This is a genomic window from Ruegeria sp. HKCCA4008 (assembly GCF_013033125.1).
In the GTDB taxonomy this organism is placed as follows: domain Bacteria; phylum Pseudomonadota; class Alphaproteobacteria; order Rhodobacterales; family Rhodobacteraceae; genus Ruegeria.
In genome coordinates, this window is the sequence record NZ_WQDM01000001.1 from 642,350 (window position 1) to 659,953 (window position 17,604).

The following is a 17,604-nucleotide window of genomic DNA, read 5'->3' on the forward strand; positions in this document are numbered from 1 at the left end:
GCGCGACTTTAACCTGCTCCGAAGGTTTCGCCAACAAACCCCACCAAATCAGAGGGTCGGGTGAGTGTCAGACCTGCCACAGTGCCGGTTTTGCCACCAGCCGGAGCAATTGCCGACGTGAAACCAAGTTTTTGCGCTTCTTTCAACCTGTTTTCGGTCTGTGGGGCCGGTCTAAGTGCCCCGGACAGCGAGATTTCTCCGAATACGACCGTGTCGGCGGGCAATGCTGTGTCTTCGCGGGCACTCAGAAGGGCGGCGGCCACAGCCAGATCGGCGGCGGGTTCGCTGACCTTCAGACCTCCTGCGACGTTGAGATAGACGTCGAGCCCGGCAAAAGGAATGCCGCAGCGGGCCTCGAGCACCGCAAGGATCATCGCCAACCGCCCGCTGTCCCAACCAACAACGGTGCGGCGGGGCTGTGAGTGGGGCGAGGGTGCGACCAGAGCCTGCAATTCGACCAGCACGGGACGGGTGCCTTCAATGCCCGCAAAAACAGCAGAGCCGGGGCTTGGCCTGCCACGTTCGGACAGGAACAGGGCCGAGGGGTTGGTCACTTGCGCCAGACCCTTGCCGGTCATCTCGAACACGCCGATTTCGTCCGCTGGCCCAAAGCGGTTCTTGACCGCGCGCAGGATGCGGAACTGGTGGCCGCGCTCGCCCTCGAAATAAAGGACGGTGTCAACCATGTGCTCGACCACACGAGGGCCCGCGATCTGGCCTTCCTTGGTGACGTGGCCAACCATGATGATCGAAACACCGTGCCGTTTCGCAAACGTGGTCAGTTCATGGGCCGCAGCCCGGACTTGTGACACGGAACCGGGTGCGCTGTCGACATTGTCCGCCCACATCGTCTGAATCGAATCGATGATGGCCAGGCCCGGTTTTTCGGCCTCCAGCGTCGTGAGGATGTCGCGCAGGTTGGTTTCGGCAGCAAGTTGAACGGGGGCGTCCTCAAGCCCAAGACGGCGGGCGCGCATACGAACCTGTGCGCTGGCTTCTTCGCCCGAGACATAGATGGTCTTCACGCCCGCACGCGCGAAACGCGCTGCGGCTTGCAGCAGCAGGGTGGATTTCCCGATGCCGGGGTCTCCGCCCACCAAAAGGGCGGAGGCCGGGACCAGCCCGCCGCCCAAGACGCGGTCCAGCTCCTCGACCCCGCAGAGGGTGCGGGGCGGCGGTGTTTCCTCGGTGGACAAATCCGTGAGTGCGATGGACTGGCCGCGTTTGCCGCCGAGGGATTTTCTGGCCGGGCCAGTCGATATGGGCGCGTCCTGAACAATGGTGTTCCATTCGCCGCAACCGTCGCAGCGTCCGGACCATCGTGTATGCGTCGCACCGCAGGCCGAGCAGGAGAAGGATGTCGTCTTTGCCATGACGCACTTGGTGCCCGAGCTTGGGCGGTTCTTCAAGCCCTTGCGGGCTTTCCTCACCGCCGATGGCGCGCTGCGGCCTCAGGCCCGGTTGGGCCATCGCCCGAAGCGGGCGCTGGCGCGCCTATTCCGCCGGTCGAAGGGGCGACATTGCAACCACGCTGGACGCCTTTGAGGAGCCGTTGTTGCGCGGTGTGTGCAGTTGGGTCGACAATTCGGGCAGAAGCTCGAACAACTCATCCCGCAGGCGGGTAAGTTGCGACCTGGCGATCGTCTCTTCCATTTCCACATCGCGCGTCCACTGGCGCAATTCGTTCTGGATGACCTGCGCCTCTTCCAGACGCTGTTGAAACAGTTCGATCTCTTCCTGTCGCTGTTGCAGGAACATCCGTGCGCGTTCGACCTGCGCATCGCCATAGGTCCGGGCCAGTTCCTGACTGATCTGGCTCATCTGCGCGGCCAGTTCCAGGATCTCGGGCTCGAGCGATTGCAGGTCGGGGTGCTGGCGCAGAAACCCTATACGTTCCTTGACGGCGTCAAACTCGGACGACATCACGAACAGCCCGCCGCGATCGGCGGCATGGGCCATTTGATACGCGTCCGCGATGTCATGCATATTGAGCGCAAATTTGCGGTGGTTGTTTTCCAGCGCCATCATTCGGGCATTTGCCGGCAGGTAAAACGCCAGCATGAGAATCAGCGCTGTCAGGCCAATCTGGATGAACATGCCGGCATCCTTTGCCGGTGCCTCGCCAAATCCGGCCTGCATCGAGAGCCAGGGCAATACGCCAAAAGCGGATAAAAGTGTGGCTGAAACGGCCAATAAGGCCGCCAAACAGATCAGGAAAAAAGTCAGTCTTAAAAAGGCATTCTGAAATTGCAATGTAATACTGTGGAGGGCGGCCATGATCGTCGAACTCCTTCTCAAACCGGTACACACCGGGCCAAAGCGGAAGGTAATCTAACGATTGCGTGCGATCCGCTGCGGACCCGAAAACTACAAAACACTGCTGCTCGAAATATGAAGATGATACTTAGATTTGTGTTTTCAATCAATTAGGTCTGAGCTTTTCGTGAAGTGGATGTCATCTCTGTAATATGGCCCACAACGATAGAGGCCAGAATGCAGGCTGTGAACAGGTAGAGACCCCATGCGGTCTCAACGGTGGCGTATGAGATGCCCTTGGCCAAAGTGATGTAAAGCGCGATCAGGAAGATGTCGGCCATGGCCAGTTTGCCAAGGATATTGAGCGCAGGTTGGACGCGGGCATCCAGCAGGTTCCATTGGATCAGCGCGGTGCCGATGGTTTTGATGTAGGGCGCGAAAAGGGCGAATATGGTGACGATCAGCGCGAGGAAGACGTCGGATTTCCACAAGGATTGTAGCCCGGTGATGACACTGATTTCGCTGAGGCCGAAGATCGGCAGAAACCCCGCACGCATCAGTGGGGCGAACCACGCGATGGGGTAGAGGATCAGGAGCGAGAGAGTGGCGAGGCGGAGGGGCATGACTAGGCGTCTAGGTAAGATTTCGAAATTTGCGGCGATGATTTGATATGGTTACCTTAAACCAGCACTCGCCACTGAGTTATTTTTAGACGGGGAGGAATGATGTCGGGTTTTGTGGCCTTCAAGTCAATTGTCGATCCATCGGACTGTGATTTTCTGGGGCATATGAACGTGTCCAAGTATTTTGCGGCATGTTCGGATTCCGTTTTTGCGTTGCAGGCAGAGTTGGGGCTGACGTCCGAAGACATGCGGTCAGGAAGAAAGCTATCCTTTGCGGTGGTCCATGCAGAAAGCAATTTCCTTGCGGAGTTGAGTGCCGGCGAGGCGATCCAAATGGAAAGCGAAATCCTGAAAGTAGGAACGAAGTCCATGACTTTCAGCCACAAATTAGTTCGAGTGATGGACGGTGAAACGACATTCTCGACGGTTTTCAAATGCGTCTTGCTCAACCTGCAGACAAGGCGCGCCGAAGCTATTCCTCAGGACGTTATCGAACGCTCGGCAAAGTGGCTGGCAAAGAGCGAAGATTAACGCACCGCCTCAATCGGCCCTTCTGCGCTCCCGCTGATGAACTGCTCCACGTAGGGATCACCCGACGCATCCATCTGGCCCACCGGGCCGGTCCACTGGATCACGCCTCCATGCAGCATGGCGACGTTGTCGGCAATCGCGCGGACGGAACTCATGTCGTGGGTGATGGTCATCGCGGTGGCGCCCATCTCGGTCACGATCTCGCGGATCAGGTCATTGATGACGCCGGACATGATCGGGTCAAGACCGGTGGTGGGTTCGTCGAAAAAGATGATCTCGGGCTCGGCGGCGATGGCGCGGGCCAGACCCACACGTTTTTGCATCCCACCTGAAAGTTCCGCCGGAAAGCGGTCGGCTACGTCGGATTTCAGACCTACGCGGCGCAGTTTTTCGATGGCGATTTCGCGGGCTTCCTCGGTCGGGCGTTTCAACGAGCCACGCAGCAGGCGGAAGGCGACGTTCTGCCAGACGGTCAGTGAATCAAACAGGGCCGCGCCCTGAAACAGCATTCCGAACCGGGCCAGAAAGGCATCTCGGTCGCCCTTGCTGGCGTCTTTGCCGTCCACATAGATCATGCCGCTGTCGGGCTTGATCAGGCCCAGAATGCATTTCAGCGCGACCGATTTTCCGGTACCTGAACCGCCGATGATGACCATCGAGGTGCCTTTGGGGATCTCAAGGTTCATGCCTTGCAGCACGTGGTTGTCGCCAAAGGCCTTATGTACGTTCTCCATCCGGATCATAGCGAGAAGAATACCCCTGTGAGAACGAAGTTTGCGGCCAGGATCAACACCGCCGCGGCCTCGACCGAGCCTTTGGTGGCGCGGCCCACGCCTTGTGCGCCACGGCCGGAATTCATGCCGTAGTAACAGCCCATGATCGCCGCGATCAGGCCAAAAGCCGCGCCTTTGACCAGCGACGAGACGATGTCGCGGGTTTCAAGGAAATCGACCGTGTTTTTAAGATAGGCGGCCGGGTTGAAGCCCAGGTTTTGCGTGGCGACGGTGTAGCCCCCGGCAATTCCGATGATGTCACCCACTGCCACCAAAGCCGGCACTGTGATCAGGGCGGCCAGAACCCGCGGGGCGGTGAGGTATTTCATCGGATGCGTGGACAGCGTGACCAGCGCGTCGATCTGTTCGGTCACTTTCATCGTGGCGATCTCCGCCGCGATCGAGGATGTCACGCGGGCGGCAATCATCAGGCCGACCAGAACCGGGCCAAGCTCTCGCACCATGCCGATGGCGACGATCTGGGGCACCACGGCTTCGGCGTTGAAACGCGCGCCGCCGGCGTAGATCTGCAACGCCAGCGCACCGCCGGTGAAAATCGCGGTCAGGCCGACGACCGGCAGGGACAGCCAGCCGATGTTCAGCAGGGCCATGCCAAATTCGCGCGGATAGAAGGGGGGGCGCAGAATGTGCGAAATCGCATCAAGCGCGAACAATGCCACCCGGCCAAAGGCCGCAAGCAGGCTCAGAACCGTGCGGCCCAGACCTCCGAGCGCGGTGAGCGGGATCATTCCACATAGCCCCGCGAATAGCGATTGCCCATTGATGTGAGGATTTCATAGCCAATTGTACCGGCAGCTTCGGCCAGGTCATCGACGGTCTGATGGCCATTCAGGATGCGCAGGCGTTCCGGGTCTTTGGGCAGGTCTGTTACGTCCACCGTGATCAGGTCCATCGAGATACGGCCAACAACCGGGCAGGGCTGATTTCCGGCGAAGGCGTCGATGCCGCCCCCGATGGCGCGATGCAGGCCGTCCGCATACCCGGCCGCGACGGTGGCGATACGGGACGGCCGGCGCGCCACCCAACTGTTGCCGTAACCAACAGTTTCGCCCACGGCCAATCTGCGCACCTGAATGACAGGCAGATCGACGGTGACAACGGGTTTGGCATCCGCAAAGGGCAGGCCGCCATACAGGCCGATGCCCGGGCGGCAAAAGTCGAAATGGAACTCGGGCCCCAAAAGCAAACCGCCGGTCGCAGCCAGAGAACGCGGCGCGGCGATACCGTCGGTCATCTCGCGGAAGGTTTTCAGCTGCTGGCGGTTCATCGGATGGTCCGGCTCGTCCGAGCAGGCCAGATGAGACATGACAACGGCCGGGTTCAGGGCCTCGGCCCTTGGGCGCAGTTCGGCCCAGTCGGCGGGTTCCAGCCCCAGCCGGTTCATGCCACTGTCCAGCTGAATGCCAAAGGGATGGTCGGGCAGGGCCTCCATATGGCGCTGATACTGCTCGCCCGAGTTGATCAGCGGCGTCAGGTCGTTGGCGCGCAGAAGGTCTGTGTCGCCCTCCATATGGCCGGAAAAGACAAAGATCATCGGGCCGGGGCCGACCGCATTGCGGACAGCGGCGCCTTCTTCTGCGGCCGCCACAAAAAACTTGCGAACGCCTTCCTCGGCCAGCGTATCGCTGACGGGCCTGGCACCCAGCCCATAGGCATCGGCCTTGACCACGGCGCCGGTTTCGACCCCGGTTTTCGCGTCGAGCGCCCGCCAATTCCTGGCGAGCGCCTGAAGATTGATCGTCAAACGTGCAGTACTCATGGCACTGTTCATGACATTGCGCCGTCCAAGGTCAAGAGGGAATGGCGCATTTACCTGTCGGTTTATGTTGGTGTTTGGTCTGTTGTTACGGAAAACACCATAAAACCAGAAGAAATGGCAGCATTCCGCCATGGTTGCACGTTTTGGGATTGTCTTCACATCAACGTTAAAGCGATCCTGGGAACCGGATCGTTCGGTTCCGGTAAAGACCGGGCGCAGCGTCAACTCATGAGGGAGCCATGGATTTTTCTACCGGTTTGACCCGGGACCCGTCAGAGATCATCCGTCTTTTTGCAGACGTTTTTTCCGCATCGGAAGGGCCAGAGGAGGGGGCGGCAATCGGCGCTTTCGTAGATGAATTGCTCAACAGCACGCCGCCTGAAGATATCCTGGTGTGTACGGCTCAACACGATCACGAGCTTCTTGGCTGTGCCATCTTTTCCCGGATGACGTTTTCGCAGGATACGCGCAATGTGTTCATACTCTCGCCGATGGCCGTGCAAACGGGCAGGCAAAAAACAGGTATTGGACAGGCGCTGATTTCCTATGGTCTGGATCGCTTGCGGGCCGCAGGTGTGGACGTGGCACTGACCTATGGCGACCCGGCCTATTATTGCAAAACGGGTTTTGTGCAGATCACCGAGGATACTGCCCAGCCACCGCTGAAACTCAGCCATCCGCACGGCTGGTTGGGACAGGCGCTGGACGGTTTTGACCTGAAACCGCTGAAAGGCCCGTCGCGATGCGTTTCCGCGCTGAACAATCCATTGCTGTGGTAGGCGGGATCGGTTTTTTCGCTTTGGTCGATGGCCTCGGATCTAGAGCCTAGAACAGAGCCTCATCTATGATCGCCTTGCTGTTCCGGACATGTCGGGCCACCAGCTTTTTCTGTCGCCTGCCGCTGGGGATATAGAAGGCAGGGTCCATATCCTTATTGCAGTCGAGATCGGGAAAAATCTGCAACAGCTCGTGCAACGCTTCGGGCGGAAGGGATTTGAGGGCTTCGGGGCCGGTGAACAGGCTTTCACTTGGCGCGCCTTCGGCAAAAAGAACCACGTGACGGTCACAGACAACGTGATGATAAACCACCTGCGTCGCATCGTAATCCACGTAAACGCCCGGCAGGTCTGTCAACCGGATGGCCGAGACCAAAACGTCTCTTGTGTCGAACATGCGCTGCGCGATGTCCGATCGGACCAGCATTCGGTGCTGTCGCGAAACCGTCAGGTCTCGGCGGGGCAGGCCGTGCCCCAGGGCGCCGGCCGTAATGCGGACTGGGCGCAGTTCGGGTGATTTCAACAGATCGGCCTGGCGCAATGACCGGGACAGAACAAGCCGAACGGTGGCCGCGCTGCCTTCGGTCGTCATCACTTTGTCACCGGGGCGGATATCCTGAACGCTGATTTCGCCACGGTCCGTCAGGATCAGGGTGTCCGAAACAAAACAGGGGGCGCCGGGGCTGGGATTGGGATCCTCAACAAAGTTGACCCCGTCCTTCGATGACAGAGACGCGGTATCGTCCGTGCCGTTGCTGCCGATCTGGGTCGAGGTTTGGCCACTGGCCGGCCCCTGTGTCGCAGTTACCTGCGAGTCGAAGGATACAAAGCTGAGAACCGAACCATTGTCCGAAAGTGAGACCGCCCCAAACCGGTTGATGCGCGCCGAAATCACGTAATAGTCGAACCCGCCCACGGTGGTCATCGTTCCGTTGTCGACATCCGTCGAACTGCGGACCGAGCCATTGGGGTTGTAAACATCGACCTGCAAGCCGGTGACGTCGGTTCCGGTCGGAACCCGGATTTCAATGAAATCTCCGTCCGGAGCAAAGTTCGGGCCGTTGCGATATCTTATTTCCGATATGATCGCGGGCAAATCAGTGGGTCTCCGGGCGGGTTTGGCGCGTTGTGGTTGAACGGCACCGTCACGTTAACACCGGGCAGGAAAAACACCAAAGGGCTTGGCGTTTCATATCTGGGGCAGGTGTTCTGTCCGCGATCAATAACCCTCGATTTCACCACCCTGTTGCCAGGGCTTGACCAGATTGCCAAAGCGGGTGAATTGGGCTTCGAACGACAACTCGACCGTACCGATGGGTCCGTGACGCTGTTTGCCGACAATGACTTCGGCCTTGCCGTGCAGACGTTCCATCGCCTGCTTCCACTCTTCCATCTTTTCCAGTTCGTGATCGCCGGGCTTTTCGCGCTCTTTGTAGTATTCCTCGCGGAACACAAACATCACAACGTCGGCGTCCTGCTCGATCGAGCCGGATTCGCGCAGGTCGGACAGCTGCGGGCGCTTATCGTCGCGGTTTTCCACCTGCCGCGACAGCTGTGAAAGAGCAATGACCGGGATGTTTAGTTCCTTGGCGATAGCTTTCATGCCCATCGATATCTCGGCGATTTCGTTCACCCGGTTGTCGGCCATGCCGCGGCAGAGCTGTAGATAGTCGATGACCAGCAAGTCCAGCCCGTGCGTTCGTTTCAACCGTCGTGCCCGGGCGGCGAGTTGCGAGATCGGCAAGGCAGGGGTGTCGTCAATAAACAGGGGACACGCCTCAAGCTCTTTGGCCGCATCCACAAATCGACGGAACTCGGCCTCGGTCATGTCGCCCTGACGGATTTTGTGGCTGGAAATCTCCGAGGCTTCCGCCAGAACCCGGCCTGCAAGCTGTTCCGCACTCATCTCGAGTGAGAAGAAGCCAACAACGCCGCCATCGATTGCGCCTTCGCTGCCGTCGGGCTTTGTGCCGCGCTTGTAGGCCTTGGCAACGTTGAAGGCGATGTTGGTCGCCAGCGAGGTTTTACCCATGGATGGACGACCGGCCAGAATAATCAGGTCGGACGGGTGCAACCCACCCAATTGCTTGTCCAGATCGGCCAGACCGGTGGAAATCCCGGCCATGCCGCCGCCGCGCTGGTAGGCCTCGTTGGTGACGTTGACGGCTTCGGTGACGGCCTTGAGGAAGGACTGAAAGCCTTGCTCGGTCTGGCCCTGCTCGGACAGCTGGTACAGCTGCTGCTCGGCCTCGACGATCTGTTCTTTCGGCTCGCTCGAAACATCGACCCGCGCCGCTTTGTCCGAGATGTCGCGGCCCAGCCGGATCAACTCGCGCCGGATGGCAAGATCATAGATCATCTGGGCATAGTCGTGCACCGCGAATGCGCTGATCGAAGCGCCCGCCAGTTTGACCAGATAAGCGGGACCGCCCAGTTCTTTCAGGCCCTCATCCTCGGCCATGAATGATTTGAGCGTCACGGGCGAGGCAAGCGCATTCTTTGCAATGCGGGCCGAGGCCACTTCGTAAATCCGGGCATGGACCGGATCATAGAAATGTTCAGCCCCGATGATCGAGGCGACCCGGTCGTACAGGTCGTTATTGGTCAGGATCGCACCCAGAAGCTGCTGTTCGGCCTCAATGGAATGCGGCATGGTATCGGCGTTTTGAATCTGTGCCGCTGCCTGCTCGATACTGCTGATCTCGTTCATTTTGTCCCCGCTGCCCGTTCCGAGGTTCTACACGCGAAACGTCACCGCAAGCTATCTGGAAATACCTGTGACTAACTTGGGGTAAAGCCTAGGGATAACTTTCCAGACCGCTTGGATGCCTGCATATGCATCGCTTATTATGTAGGAATTGTCGGAAAAGTCACCACATATCGTGGCGACCTGCCCGATTCTTTCGGGTTTATCCCCAATCCTTCCACAAGAGGTTTACGCTGGTTTATTGGCCTCTTGCCATCCGCGCGGGTCGTTCAGGAAAGCTTCGACACCATCAAGTGTTTCCTGATCAAAGGCTTTCTGTGCCTTGGCCTCGGCCAGAACATCCCACCATGTGCAGAGCGAGTGCAGCTTGACGCCATGATCACCCAGCGTTTTCTCGGTCTCGGGGAAGATGCCATAGTAGAAGATGACGGCGGTGTGCCCGCAGGTGGCACCGGTTTCGCGGATCGCATCGACAAAGGACAGTTTCGAGCCGCCGTCGGTTGTCAGGTCTTCAACCAGCAACACACGCTCACCTTCGCTCATCGCTCCCTCGATTCGGGCGTTACGGCCATAGCCCTTGGGTTTCTTGCGCACGTAGGTCATGGGCAGAGCCATGCGCTCGGCGACCATGGCGGCAAAGGGGATGCCCGCCGTTTCCCCGCCTGCGATGTTGTCGAATGCCTCAAAGCCAGCCTCCCGCATTACCGTGACGGTCAGGAAATCCATCAGGGTCGAGCGGATGCGCGGATACGAGATCAGTTTGCGGCAGTCGATATAGGTCGGGCTGGGCAACCCGCTGGCCAGCGTGAACGGTTCCCGCGAGTTGAAATGCACGGCTTTGATCTCCAGCAGCATCCGTGCAGTCAGGCGGGCGATTTCGGTGCTGTCGGGAAAAGAACTGGGGATCATGGCGCAAACCTCGGGGCTGAAAACACGTTGCGGGCTGATAGCCCGACCCTTGGGCCGGAGTCGAGAGGGATTGGGCAAAAGAAAAGCGGACCCCCAAGAGGTCCGCTTTTGCCCATACGGGCGATGGGCAGCCAAGGTGGGCTTAACTGCTCATGTCATAGGCCCGCTCGCCATGTACCGAGAGGTCGAGGCCATTTGTCTCGGTCTCGGCGTCTACGCGAAGTGGTGTGATCTGTGCAACCAGTTTGACCAACACAAACGTGACAACTGCCGTAAAGGCACCCACGACAATCAGCCCGCCCAACTGAGCGGTCCAGGTTCCTAGGCCAAACAGGGCGATCATGAGCGTACCGAAGATACCGCCGACACCATGCACGGCGAAGACATCCAGCGTGTCGTCGATATTCAGCTTGTTGCGCACGATGCTGACGGCTTCCTGACACAGAACACCGGCCACCGCGCCAATGATCAGGGCCTGAACCGGACCGACGAAACCCGAAGCCGGCGTGATCGAGGCCAGACCCGCGATCGTGCCGGTGACCAGACCGACCATCGAGGCCTTGCCAAAGCGGATACGCTCCCACAGGGCCCAGCTCAGCGAAGCGGTGGCCGCGGACAGGTGCGTGACGGTCAGGGCCATCGCCGCTCCGCCATCGGCGGCCAGTTGCGAGCCACCATTGAAGCCGAACCAGCCGACCCACAGCATTGCGGCGCCGACCATGACATAACCGGGGTTGTGCGGCGGAGTGGTGCGGTTGCGGCGCGGCCCGAGGATCACCGCGACAATCAGCGCCGCCAGACCAGCGGTTTCATGCACAACGATGCCGCCAGCAAAGTCTCGCACACCGATCTCGCCCAGAATGCCGCCATCAGCCAGCATCCCGCCACCCCAGATCCAGTGCACCACGGGCGCATAGCACAGCAGCATCCACAGCGCCGAGAAAGTCAGGACAAAGCCAAAGCCCACACGTTCGACATAGGCGCCCACGATCAACGCAGGGGTTATGATGGCAAAGGTCATCTGGAAGGCGAAGAACAAGATCTCGGGCAGGGTTCCTGCAAGGCTGTCCACATCGACGCCGTTGAGGAAGGCCTTGCCCAAACCACCCCAAAGCCCGCTTTCACCGGGTCCGAACGCGATGGAATACCCTGCTACCAGCCACAGGACGCTCATCAAACAGGCGATGGCAAAGCAATGCATGAAAACGCTGAGAACATTTCGGGCACGCACGAGCCCGCCATAGAACAGGGCGAGGCCCGGCAATGTCATGAAAAGGACCAACGCGGTTGCTACGATGATCCAGGCTGTATCGGCTCCGTTCATGGGCCATTCTCCCTTCCGAATGAGTGCGCGGATCCGTGGAAACTGGGCACGGATCGGCGCTGCGTGAGCGGTGTGGGCTGTTTCAAGCCACCGTCGGTTGGAGAAAAAAGAGGCAAAGCGAAAAAAAGTGCCTGTTTTGGCAGCCTTTTTTCAACTGACTTCAAAAGAAGCGGTTTTTTTGGCCATGTGCTGAAAGTTTAGGCGTCTGCGGAAAGGGCCGTGTACAGCAGGGTCAAGGCGTGGTCACGCGCCGCGCGCCGCACGGCATCGCGACCGGGCGCGCCGAATTCGACGGTTTCGACATGCGTCGGCTGTCCCTTGACGGCCAAGCCGAAACACACGCGCCCTTCGGGTTTGAATTCGGACCCGCCCGGCCCGGCAATTCCCGTGATCGAGACGGCAAGTTGCGCCAGTGAGTTGCGCAGCGCGCCATCTGCCATTTCGCGGGCCACCTGTTCGGAAACCGCACCGTGCGCGTTCAGCGTTTCGGTCTGAACGCCCAGCATGTCCTGTTTGGCCTCGTTGGTGTAGGTGACAAAACCCCGATCCACGACCGCAGAACTTCCGGGAATATCGGTCAGGGCCGCAGCGACCATGCCGCCGGTGCAGCTTTCGGCGGTGGCGATCATCACGCCCTGCGCCTTGGCGCGGTCCAGCAGGTCTGTCACGTTCATAGCCCCAGAACTCCGTGTGCGATACCTGCCAGAACCATCACACCGATGGCTGCAAACATACCCGCAATCACGTCATCCAGCATCACGCCCATCGGATCGCCGCGGCGATCAGCCCAGCCGACAGGGCCGGGTTTGGTGATGTCGAACAGACGAAACAGGATGAACCCAGCAACCCAGCCGGGCCAGAGCGCGGTAATGTCGATTCCATGCGCCCAGGACGGATAGGAAATTGCCCAAAGCGCAATGAACTGGCCTGCGACCTCATCAATGACGATTTCAGATGGGTCGTGGTCATCCTGACCTTCGGTCATCACGCGTGTGGCCCATAGGCCGCCGGCAAAAACCGCAACCGTTGCAAGGGCCAGCAACGGGAATCCGCCCAGCATGTGCAATACCCAGGCCATCGGCAGGGCCACCAGCGATCCCCAGGTGCCCGGGGCAGGGCGCAAATAGCCGACGCCGCCGACAGTCCCGATCATCTGTGCCGCGTTCATGCTTTCACCAGACAGGCCGTGGCGAGCGAGGCGATGCCCTCGCTGCGGCCGGTGAAGCCCAGACGCTCGGACGTTGTCGCCTTGACCGAAACCTGATCTACACGCAGGTCCATGATTTCAGACATTTTTTCTCGCATGTCTGGTGCATGAGGGCCAATCTTTGGATATTCGCAGACCAGCGTGCAATCGACGTTCGATATACGGTATCCCATCTGCCCCGCCAGCTCGACCGCGTGGCGCAGGAAAACCTCGCTGGCGGCGCCTTTCCATTGCGGATCCGAAGGCGGGAAATGCTGCCCGATATCGCCCTGTGCCAGAGCGCCATAGATCGCATCGGTGACCGCGTGCATTCCGACATCGGCATCCGAATGGCCTTGCAGTCCGCGGTCATGCGGCACTTTCACACCGCAAAGGATCACATGATCCCCATCGCCAAAACGGTGCACGTCGTACCCGTTACCCAGCCTTACATCCATGTCCGTTCCCATTATGCGTTCCGCCCGGGCAAAATCCTCGGGTCGGGTGATTTTCAGATTGTCCGCATCGCCCGGTACGATGCAGACATCAAGTCCGGCGGCGCGGGCCACCTCGACATCATCCGCAGCGCCGCCCGGATGGGCGGCGTGGGCGGCGGTGATGGCGTCATAGTGAAACCCCTGCGGAGTTTGCGCGGCAAACAGGTTGCTGCGATCCTGCGTACCGGTCACGGCCTGTTCATGCCCAACCCACAGCGCATCCGTCACCGCCAGCCCGGGCGCCGCCGCCGGACATGTTTCCAGGGCGTTCAGAACGTCGGTGATGACGCGGGGTGTGACGCAAGGCCTTGCAACGTCGTGGATCAAAACGCGCTGCACGTTCCGGTCGGCCAGAGCAGCCAATCCATTGCGCACCGATCCCGCGCGATCCGTTCCGCCCGCAGCCAGGATCAGGTCGGTTGCACGGAATTCTTCCCATGCGGCGCTGTCTTCTTCGGACAACACCAGAACAATGTGATCCACCAGTCCGCGAAAGCGTTCGATCGTCCAATCGGCCACCCGCCGGCCCGCTAGGCTGCGCCATTGTTTTGGCACGCCACCCCCGGCGCGCGACCCGCGACCGGCGGCAACTATGATGGCGGCGGTTGTCATATGTGTGCGCTTTCCTTGTGATGGGCATTGTTTAGGCGGCGGTGAATGCAGAGGCAATCACCCATGGTCATGTGATTAAAAAATAGGCAAATGATGATTTTGCGGGCTTGCTGCATGCCGATTTGTTGTTCATATGCGCAGAAAGCGATATCAAAACCACAACTGCCCAAGGATTAAGCACGTTGACACTGCACCTTGCCGACAAGGAAATAGCACCGCCTGTTTTGCTGGCCCCCATGGCCGGAATCACCGACCGCCCGTTTCGCGATCTGGTGATGCGTTTCGGTGCGGGTATGGTCGTCAGTGAAATGGTCGCCAGTCAAGAGATGGTACAGGCCAAGCCCGGCGTGCGGGAACGGGCGGAACTGTCCGCTGATGTGGAAAACACCGCCGTGCAACTGGCCGGGCGCGAGACCCATTGGATGGCCGAGGCGGCCCGTCAGGTGGCCGACCGTGGCGCGCGTGTGATCGACATCAACATGGGGTGCCCTGCCAAGAAGGTAACAAACGGTTATTCCGGCTCGGCCCTTCTGAAAACGCCGGACCACGCGCTTGCACTGATCGAGGCCGTGGTGGGCGCGGTCGATCTGCCGGTGACGCTGAAAACCCGGCTGGGATGGGACGTTAGTCTGTTGAACGCGCCCGACGTGGCACGCCGCGCTCAGGACGCGGGTATTCAGATGGTCACGATCCATGGCCGCACACGCTGTCAGTTCTACAAGGGTCACGCCGATTGGCGGGCAATCCGGGCGGTGAAAGAGGCCGTATCGATCCCGGTCATCGCGAACGGAGACATCGTGGACTCTCACGCCGCCCGAACCGCGTTGCTCCAATCCGGCGCGGATGGGGTGATGGTCGGTCGTGGCGCCCAGGGCAAACCTTGGGTGTTGGCGCAAATCTGTCACGACCTGTACGGGGCCGAGGCACCCGAGATTCCGACCGGTCATGATCTGGTTGATATGGTTTGCGCGCATTATCAGTCGATGCTGGATTTCTATGGCGCTGATCTGGGTCTGCGTGTCGCCCGCAAGCACTTGGGGTGGTACATGGACGAAGCCGCAACGCCTGCGCCCTTACGCCGGGCGGTCCTGACGTCGCGCGATCCGGCGGAAGTTCTGCGCCTGTTGGCGGATGCGCTCAGCGATACGGACGAGGTGGCGGCATGAATTCCGATGCCAGCATCTGGAACTCGCTGCCGGTTCCGGCGTTCATTATTGATGAACAGGACCGGATATCCGATGTGAATGCTGCCGGTGAGGGGTTTCTGAACGCGTCGCGCAAATCTGTGATCGGCCATCCGGTGTGGGATCAGATCGCCGTGGACGCGCCGTTGGAAGAGGCGTTCGAGCGCGCCCGCTGGCAGGGCACACCTTTGTTCGTGAATGATGTGGATGTGGGGTCGGGCAGCCGGGCGCCGCTGCAATGCGCGTTGCAGATTGCGCCTTTGGTCGGACATCTGGGTTCCATGATCATGATCATCTCGCCTCGTGAACTGGCAGGTCGGATGACGCGGGGGAATACGGTCAAGTCCGCGGCACAATCCGCCATCGGCATGGCGGAAATGCTGGCGCACGAGATCAAGAACCCGCTGGCCGGGATCACCGGTGCGGCGCAGTTGCTCAGCATGAATATACCGCCGCAAGACCTTGAGCTGACGGACCTTATTGTCGCCGAAAGCCGCCGGATAGTGAAGTTGCTGGAACAGGTCGAGCAATTCGGGAACCTACAGAAACCCGACTTCAAGCCGGTCAACATCCACGATGTGCTGGATCGCGCAAGACGGTCGGCATTGTTGGGATTTGGCGCCGACATGACGATCGTCGAAGACTATGACCCGTCGCTGCCGCTGGCTTACGGAGACCCGGATCAGATTCTGCAGGTGATCCTGAATCTGCTCAGGAATGCGTCCGAAGCCGCAGGACCGCAGGGTGGAACGATCCGCCTGCGGACCTATTTCGAACATTCCTTCCGGTTGCGTCGCAGTGACGGGTCAGGGCATTCGCTGCCCTTGCAGATCGAGATCATCGATGATGGTCCGGGCCTGCCAGAAGACATCCGCGGCGACATTTTTGATCCCTTCGTATCCGGCAAGGAAAACGGCACCGGCCTGGGGCTGGCGCTGGTCAGCAAGATCATCTCGGACCATGACGGCTGGATTTCGGCCGAATCCGTGCCCGGGCGAACGGTATTCAAACTGTCGCTGCGCCGCGCGCCGCGAGACGCAATCGAGGACAAGAAGGAGAGCACCTGATGGATGGCACCGTATTGGTCGCGGACGACGATCGCACGATCCGCACTGTTCTGACACAGGCCCTCACGCGTGCCGGGTGCAAGGTGCATGCGACCTCATCACTGACCACGTTGATGCGCTGGGTCGGCGAGGGGAAAGGGGACGTGGTGATTTCCGACGTGGTCATGCCAGATGGAAACGGTCTTGAGATGCTGCCGAAGATTGCCGAAGACCGCCCCGGTTTGCCGGTGATCGTGATTTCCGCACAAAACACCATCATGACGGCGATTCAGGCGACAGAGGCGGATGCGTACGATTATCTGCCAAAACCCTTCGACCTGCCGGATCTGATGAAACGGACGGCGCGGGCGCTGGATCAGAAGCAACGCGCCCAGCCAGAGCCGGCCGTGGGCACAAGCGAGCGCCCCGAAGAACTGCCTCTGGTCGGGCGAACACCGGTGATGCAGGCCCTGTACCGGTTGGTCGCCCGGGTGATGAACACGGATCTCTCGGTCATGATTTCCGGTGAAAGCGGCACGGGCAAGTCACTGATTGCGCGAGCCATTCACGATTTTTCCGACCGTCGAACCTTGCCCTTTGTCACTGTCACCGCTGCCGAATTGCGCGATCTGGAAGGCCCGGCCCGTGTGATGGCGCGGGTTCGCGGCGGTACGCTGTTGATAGACGAAATCGCAGATATCGAAGATGAGGTTCAGGCGCGCATCGTCCGCATGATGGACACACCGGGCGATCACGTTCCTCGTTTCATGGCCACCAGCCAGTCGGACCTGACCGAAGGGATGGAGAACGGGCGCATCCGTCAGGACCTTTACTATCGCTTGTGCGGGGCGACGATCCACGTTCCATCGCTGCGTGAAAGGGTGGATGACATTCCGCTGCTGGCCGAGCATTTCCTGGCGCGGGAAGAGCGGGAAAACGGCACCAAGCGCTGGCTCAGCCCCGAGGCGGTGGAACTGGTGCGGCGCTATTCCTGGCCCGGGAACGTGCGGCAACTGGAAAATGCCGTGCGCCGGTTGGGTCTGACCAGCCGTGCTGATGAAATCACGAAAGCCGAAGTGGAAACGGTGCTTGGCAGCCAGCCAGAGGCGGAACCGGTCCTGAGCGGCGGTGAGCGCGAAAAGCTTTCGACCTCGGTCGAGCGGCATCTGCGGAGGTATTTTGACCTGCACGGCAACATTCTGCCGCCCCCGGGCCTGTATCAGCGTATTTTGCGAGAAGTTGAGGCGCCACTGATCGAAATCGCGTTGGATGCAACTGGCGGAAATCAGGCGAAATGTGCCGATTTGCTGGGAATCAACCGAAATACGTTGCGAAAAAAGATTACGGATCTCGATATTCAGGTGACACGTCGACGCAAACTGATGTAATATCGCCACACA

General features: G+C 59.8%; 19 protein-coding genes. 6 read left to right on the plus strand and 13 right to left on the minus strand.

The features are described 5' to 3' along the window. Positions 1 to 8: 8 nt before the first annotated feature. Both radA and GOW60_RS03250 read right to left on the minus strand, forming a co-directional pair. Positions 9 to 1,373: a DNA repair protein RadA gene (radA, locus tag GOW60_RS03245; protein ID WP_171228201.1), complete on the minus strand. Its 1,365-nt coding sequence runs from the start codon at positions 1,371 to 1,373 to the stop codon at positions 9 to 11. A gap of 121 nt (positions 1,374 to 1,494) precedes the next feature. Then, positions 1,495 to 2,097, minus strand: a complete 603-nt coding sequence (locus tag GOW60_RS03250; RefSeq protein WP_254443818.1) for a DNA repair protein — start codon at positions 2,095 to 2,097, stop codon at positions 1,495 to 1,497. Between GOW60_RS03250 and GOW60_RS21080 the strand changes: the two genes are divergently transcribed. Continuing rightward, positions 2,090 to 2,245, plus strand: a complete 156-nt coding sequence (locus GOW60_RS21080; protein WP_254443819.1) for a hypothetical protein — start codon at positions 2,090 to 2,092, stop codon at positions 2,243 to 2,245. The genes GOW60_RS03250 and GOW60_RS21080 overlap by 8 nt on opposite strands. A 181-nt stretch (positions 2,246 to 2,426) precedes the next feature. On the opposite strand, the gene GOW60_RS03255 is transcribed toward GOW60_RS21080, so the two are convergent. Next, positions 2,427 to 2,879: a paraquat-inducible protein A gene (locus GOW60_RS03255; protein ID WP_171228203.1), complete on the minus strand. Its 453-nt coding sequence runs from the start codon at positions 2,877 to 2,879 to the stop codon at positions 2,427 to 2,429. A gap of 102 nt (positions 2,880 to 2,981) precedes the next feature. On the opposite strand from GOW60_RS03255, the gene GOW60_RS03260 reads away from it, so the two are divergent. Continuing rightward, the gene (locus tag GOW60_RS03260) at positions 2,982 to 3,410 is read left to right on the plus strand and encodes a thioesterase family protein (RefSeq protein WP_152458165.1); all 429 of its coding nucleotides are present in this window, start codon (positions 2,982 to 2,984) and stop codon (positions 3,408 to 3,410) included. On the opposite strand, the gene GOW60_RS03265 is transcribed toward GOW60_RS03260, so the two are convergent. From GOW60_RS03265 to alr, 3 genes are read right to left on the minus strand one after another with little or no spacing between them, the layout of a single operon-like run. After that, positions 3,407 to 4,153 carry an ABC transporter ATP-binding protein gene (locus GOW60_RS03265; RefSeq protein ID WP_171167850.1) on the minus strand — a complete coding sequence of 249 codons (747 nt, stop codon included), beginning with the start codon at positions 4,151 to 4,153 and terminating at the stop codon, positions 3,407 to 3,409. The two genes, GOW60_RS03260 and GOW60_RS03265, sit on opposite strands and share 4 nt — an antisense overlap. Further along, on the minus strand, positions 4,150 to 4,932 hold the full coding sequence (locus GOW60_RS03270) for an ABC transporter permease (RefSeq protein WP_171228204.1): 783 nt from the start codon (positions 4,930 to 4,932) through the stop codon (positions 4,150 to 4,152). The genes GOW60_RS03265 and GOW60_RS03270 overlap by 4 nt, the downstream gene beginning before the upstream one ends. Beyond that, the gene (gene alr, locus GOW60_RS03275; RefSeq protein WP_171228205.1) at positions 4,929 to 5,963 is read right to left on the minus strand and encodes an alanine racemase; all 1,035 of its coding nucleotides are present in this window, start codon (positions 5,961 to 5,963) and stop codon (positions 4,929 to 4,931) included. Before alr ends, GOW60_RS03270 begins: the two co-directional genes overlap by 4 nt. Positions 5,964 to 6,202: 239 nt before the next feature. On the opposite strand from alr, the gene GOW60_RS03280 reads away from it, so the two are divergent. Beyond that, positions 6,203 to 6,742, plus strand: a complete 540-nt coding sequence (locus tag GOW60_RS03280) for a GNAT family N-acetyltransferase (RefSeq protein ID WP_171228206.1) — start codon at positions 6,203 to 6,205, stop codon at positions 6,740 to 6,742. 46 nt (positions 6,743 to 6,788) lie between these two features. Here the strand turns inward: GOW60_RS03280 and GOW60_RS03285 are convergent, their stop codons facing one another. The 7 genes from GOW60_RS03285 to GOW60_RS03315 all read right to left on the minus strand — a co-directional run bounded on the left by GOW60_RS03285 (position 6,789) and on the right by GOW60_RS03315 (position 13,974). Beyond that, a complete protein-coding gene (locus GOW60_RS03285) occupies positions 6,789 to 7,835 on the minus strand; it encodes a Hint domain-containing protein (RefSeq protein WP_171228207.1) in 1,047 nt (348 codons plus the stop codon). A 123-nt stretch (positions 7,836 to 7,958) separates the two neighbouring features. Further along, entirely contained in the window at positions 7,959 to 9,449 is a 1,491-nt protein-coding gene (locus GOW60_RS03290) for a replicative DNA helicase (protein WP_171228208.1), read from the minus strand. Between the two features lie 225 nt (positions 9,450 to 9,674). Next, a complete protein-coding gene (locus GOW60_RS03295) occupies positions 9,675 to 10,355 on the minus strand; it encodes an orotate phosphoribosyltransferase (protein ID WP_171228209.1) in 681 nt (226 codons plus the stop codon). 142 nt (positions 10,356 to 10,497) lie between these two features. Beyond that, positions 10,498 to 11,679, minus strand: a complete 1,182-nt coding sequence (locus GOW60_RS03300) for an ammonium transporter (protein ID WP_171228210.1) — start codon at positions 11,677 to 11,679, stop codon at positions 10,498 to 10,500. A gap of 197 nt (positions 11,680 to 11,876) precedes the next feature. Beyond that, the gene (locus GOW60_RS03305; protein ID WP_171228211.1) at positions 11,877 to 12,353 is read right to left on the minus strand and encodes a CinA family protein; all 477 of its coding nucleotides are present in this window, start codon (positions 12,351 to 12,353) and stop codon (positions 11,877 to 11,879) included. Next, positions 12,350 to 12,847: a phosphatidylglycerophosphatase A gene (locus GOW60_RS03310; protein WP_171228212.1), complete on the minus strand. Its 498-nt coding sequence runs from the start codon at positions 12,845 to 12,847 to the stop codon at positions 12,350 to 12,352. The genes GOW60_RS03305 and GOW60_RS03310 overlap by 4 nt, the downstream gene beginning before the upstream one ends. Further along, positions 12,844 to 13,974 (minus strand): bifunctional 2-C-methyl-D-erythritol 4-phosphate cytidylyltransferase/2-C-methyl-D-erythritol 2,4-cyclodiphosphate synthase, encoded by a 1,131-nt coding sequence (locus GOW60_RS03315; protein WP_171228213.1) that lies wholly within the window; start codon positions 13,972 to 13,974, stop codon positions 12,844 to 12,846. The genes GOW60_RS03310 and GOW60_RS03315 overlap by 4 nt, the downstream gene beginning before the upstream one ends. 182 nt (positions 13,975 to 14,156) lie before the next feature. Between GOW60_RS03315 and dusB the strand changes: the two genes are divergently transcribed. Genes dusB through GOW60_RS03330 form a run of 3 tightly spaced genes read left to right on the plus strand, consistent with a single transcriptional unit; the run spans position 14,157 to position 17,592 of the window. Next, positions 14,157 to 15,140, plus strand: coding sequence for a tRNA dihydrouridine synthase DusB (dusB, locus tag GOW60_RS03320; RefSeq protein ID WP_256369175.1), 984 nt, complete (start codon positions 14,157 to 14,159; stop codon positions 15,138 to 15,140). Further along, positions 15,137 to 16,225: a nitrogen regulation protein NR(II) gene (locus GOW60_RS03325; protein ID WP_171228215.1), complete on the plus strand. Its 1,089-nt coding sequence runs from the start codon at positions 15,137 to 15,139 to the stop codon at positions 16,223 to 16,225. Before dusB ends, GOW60_RS03325 begins: the two co-directional genes overlap by 4 nt. Next, on the plus strand, positions 16,225 to 17,592 hold the full coding sequence (locus GOW60_RS03330; RefSeq protein WP_171167875.1) for a response regulator: 1,368 nt from the start codon (positions 16,225 to 16,227) through the stop codon (positions 17,590 to 17,592). Before GOW60_RS03325 ends, GOW60_RS03330 begins: the two co-directional genes overlap by 1 nt. Positions 17,593 to 17,604 lie beyond the last annotated feature (12 nt).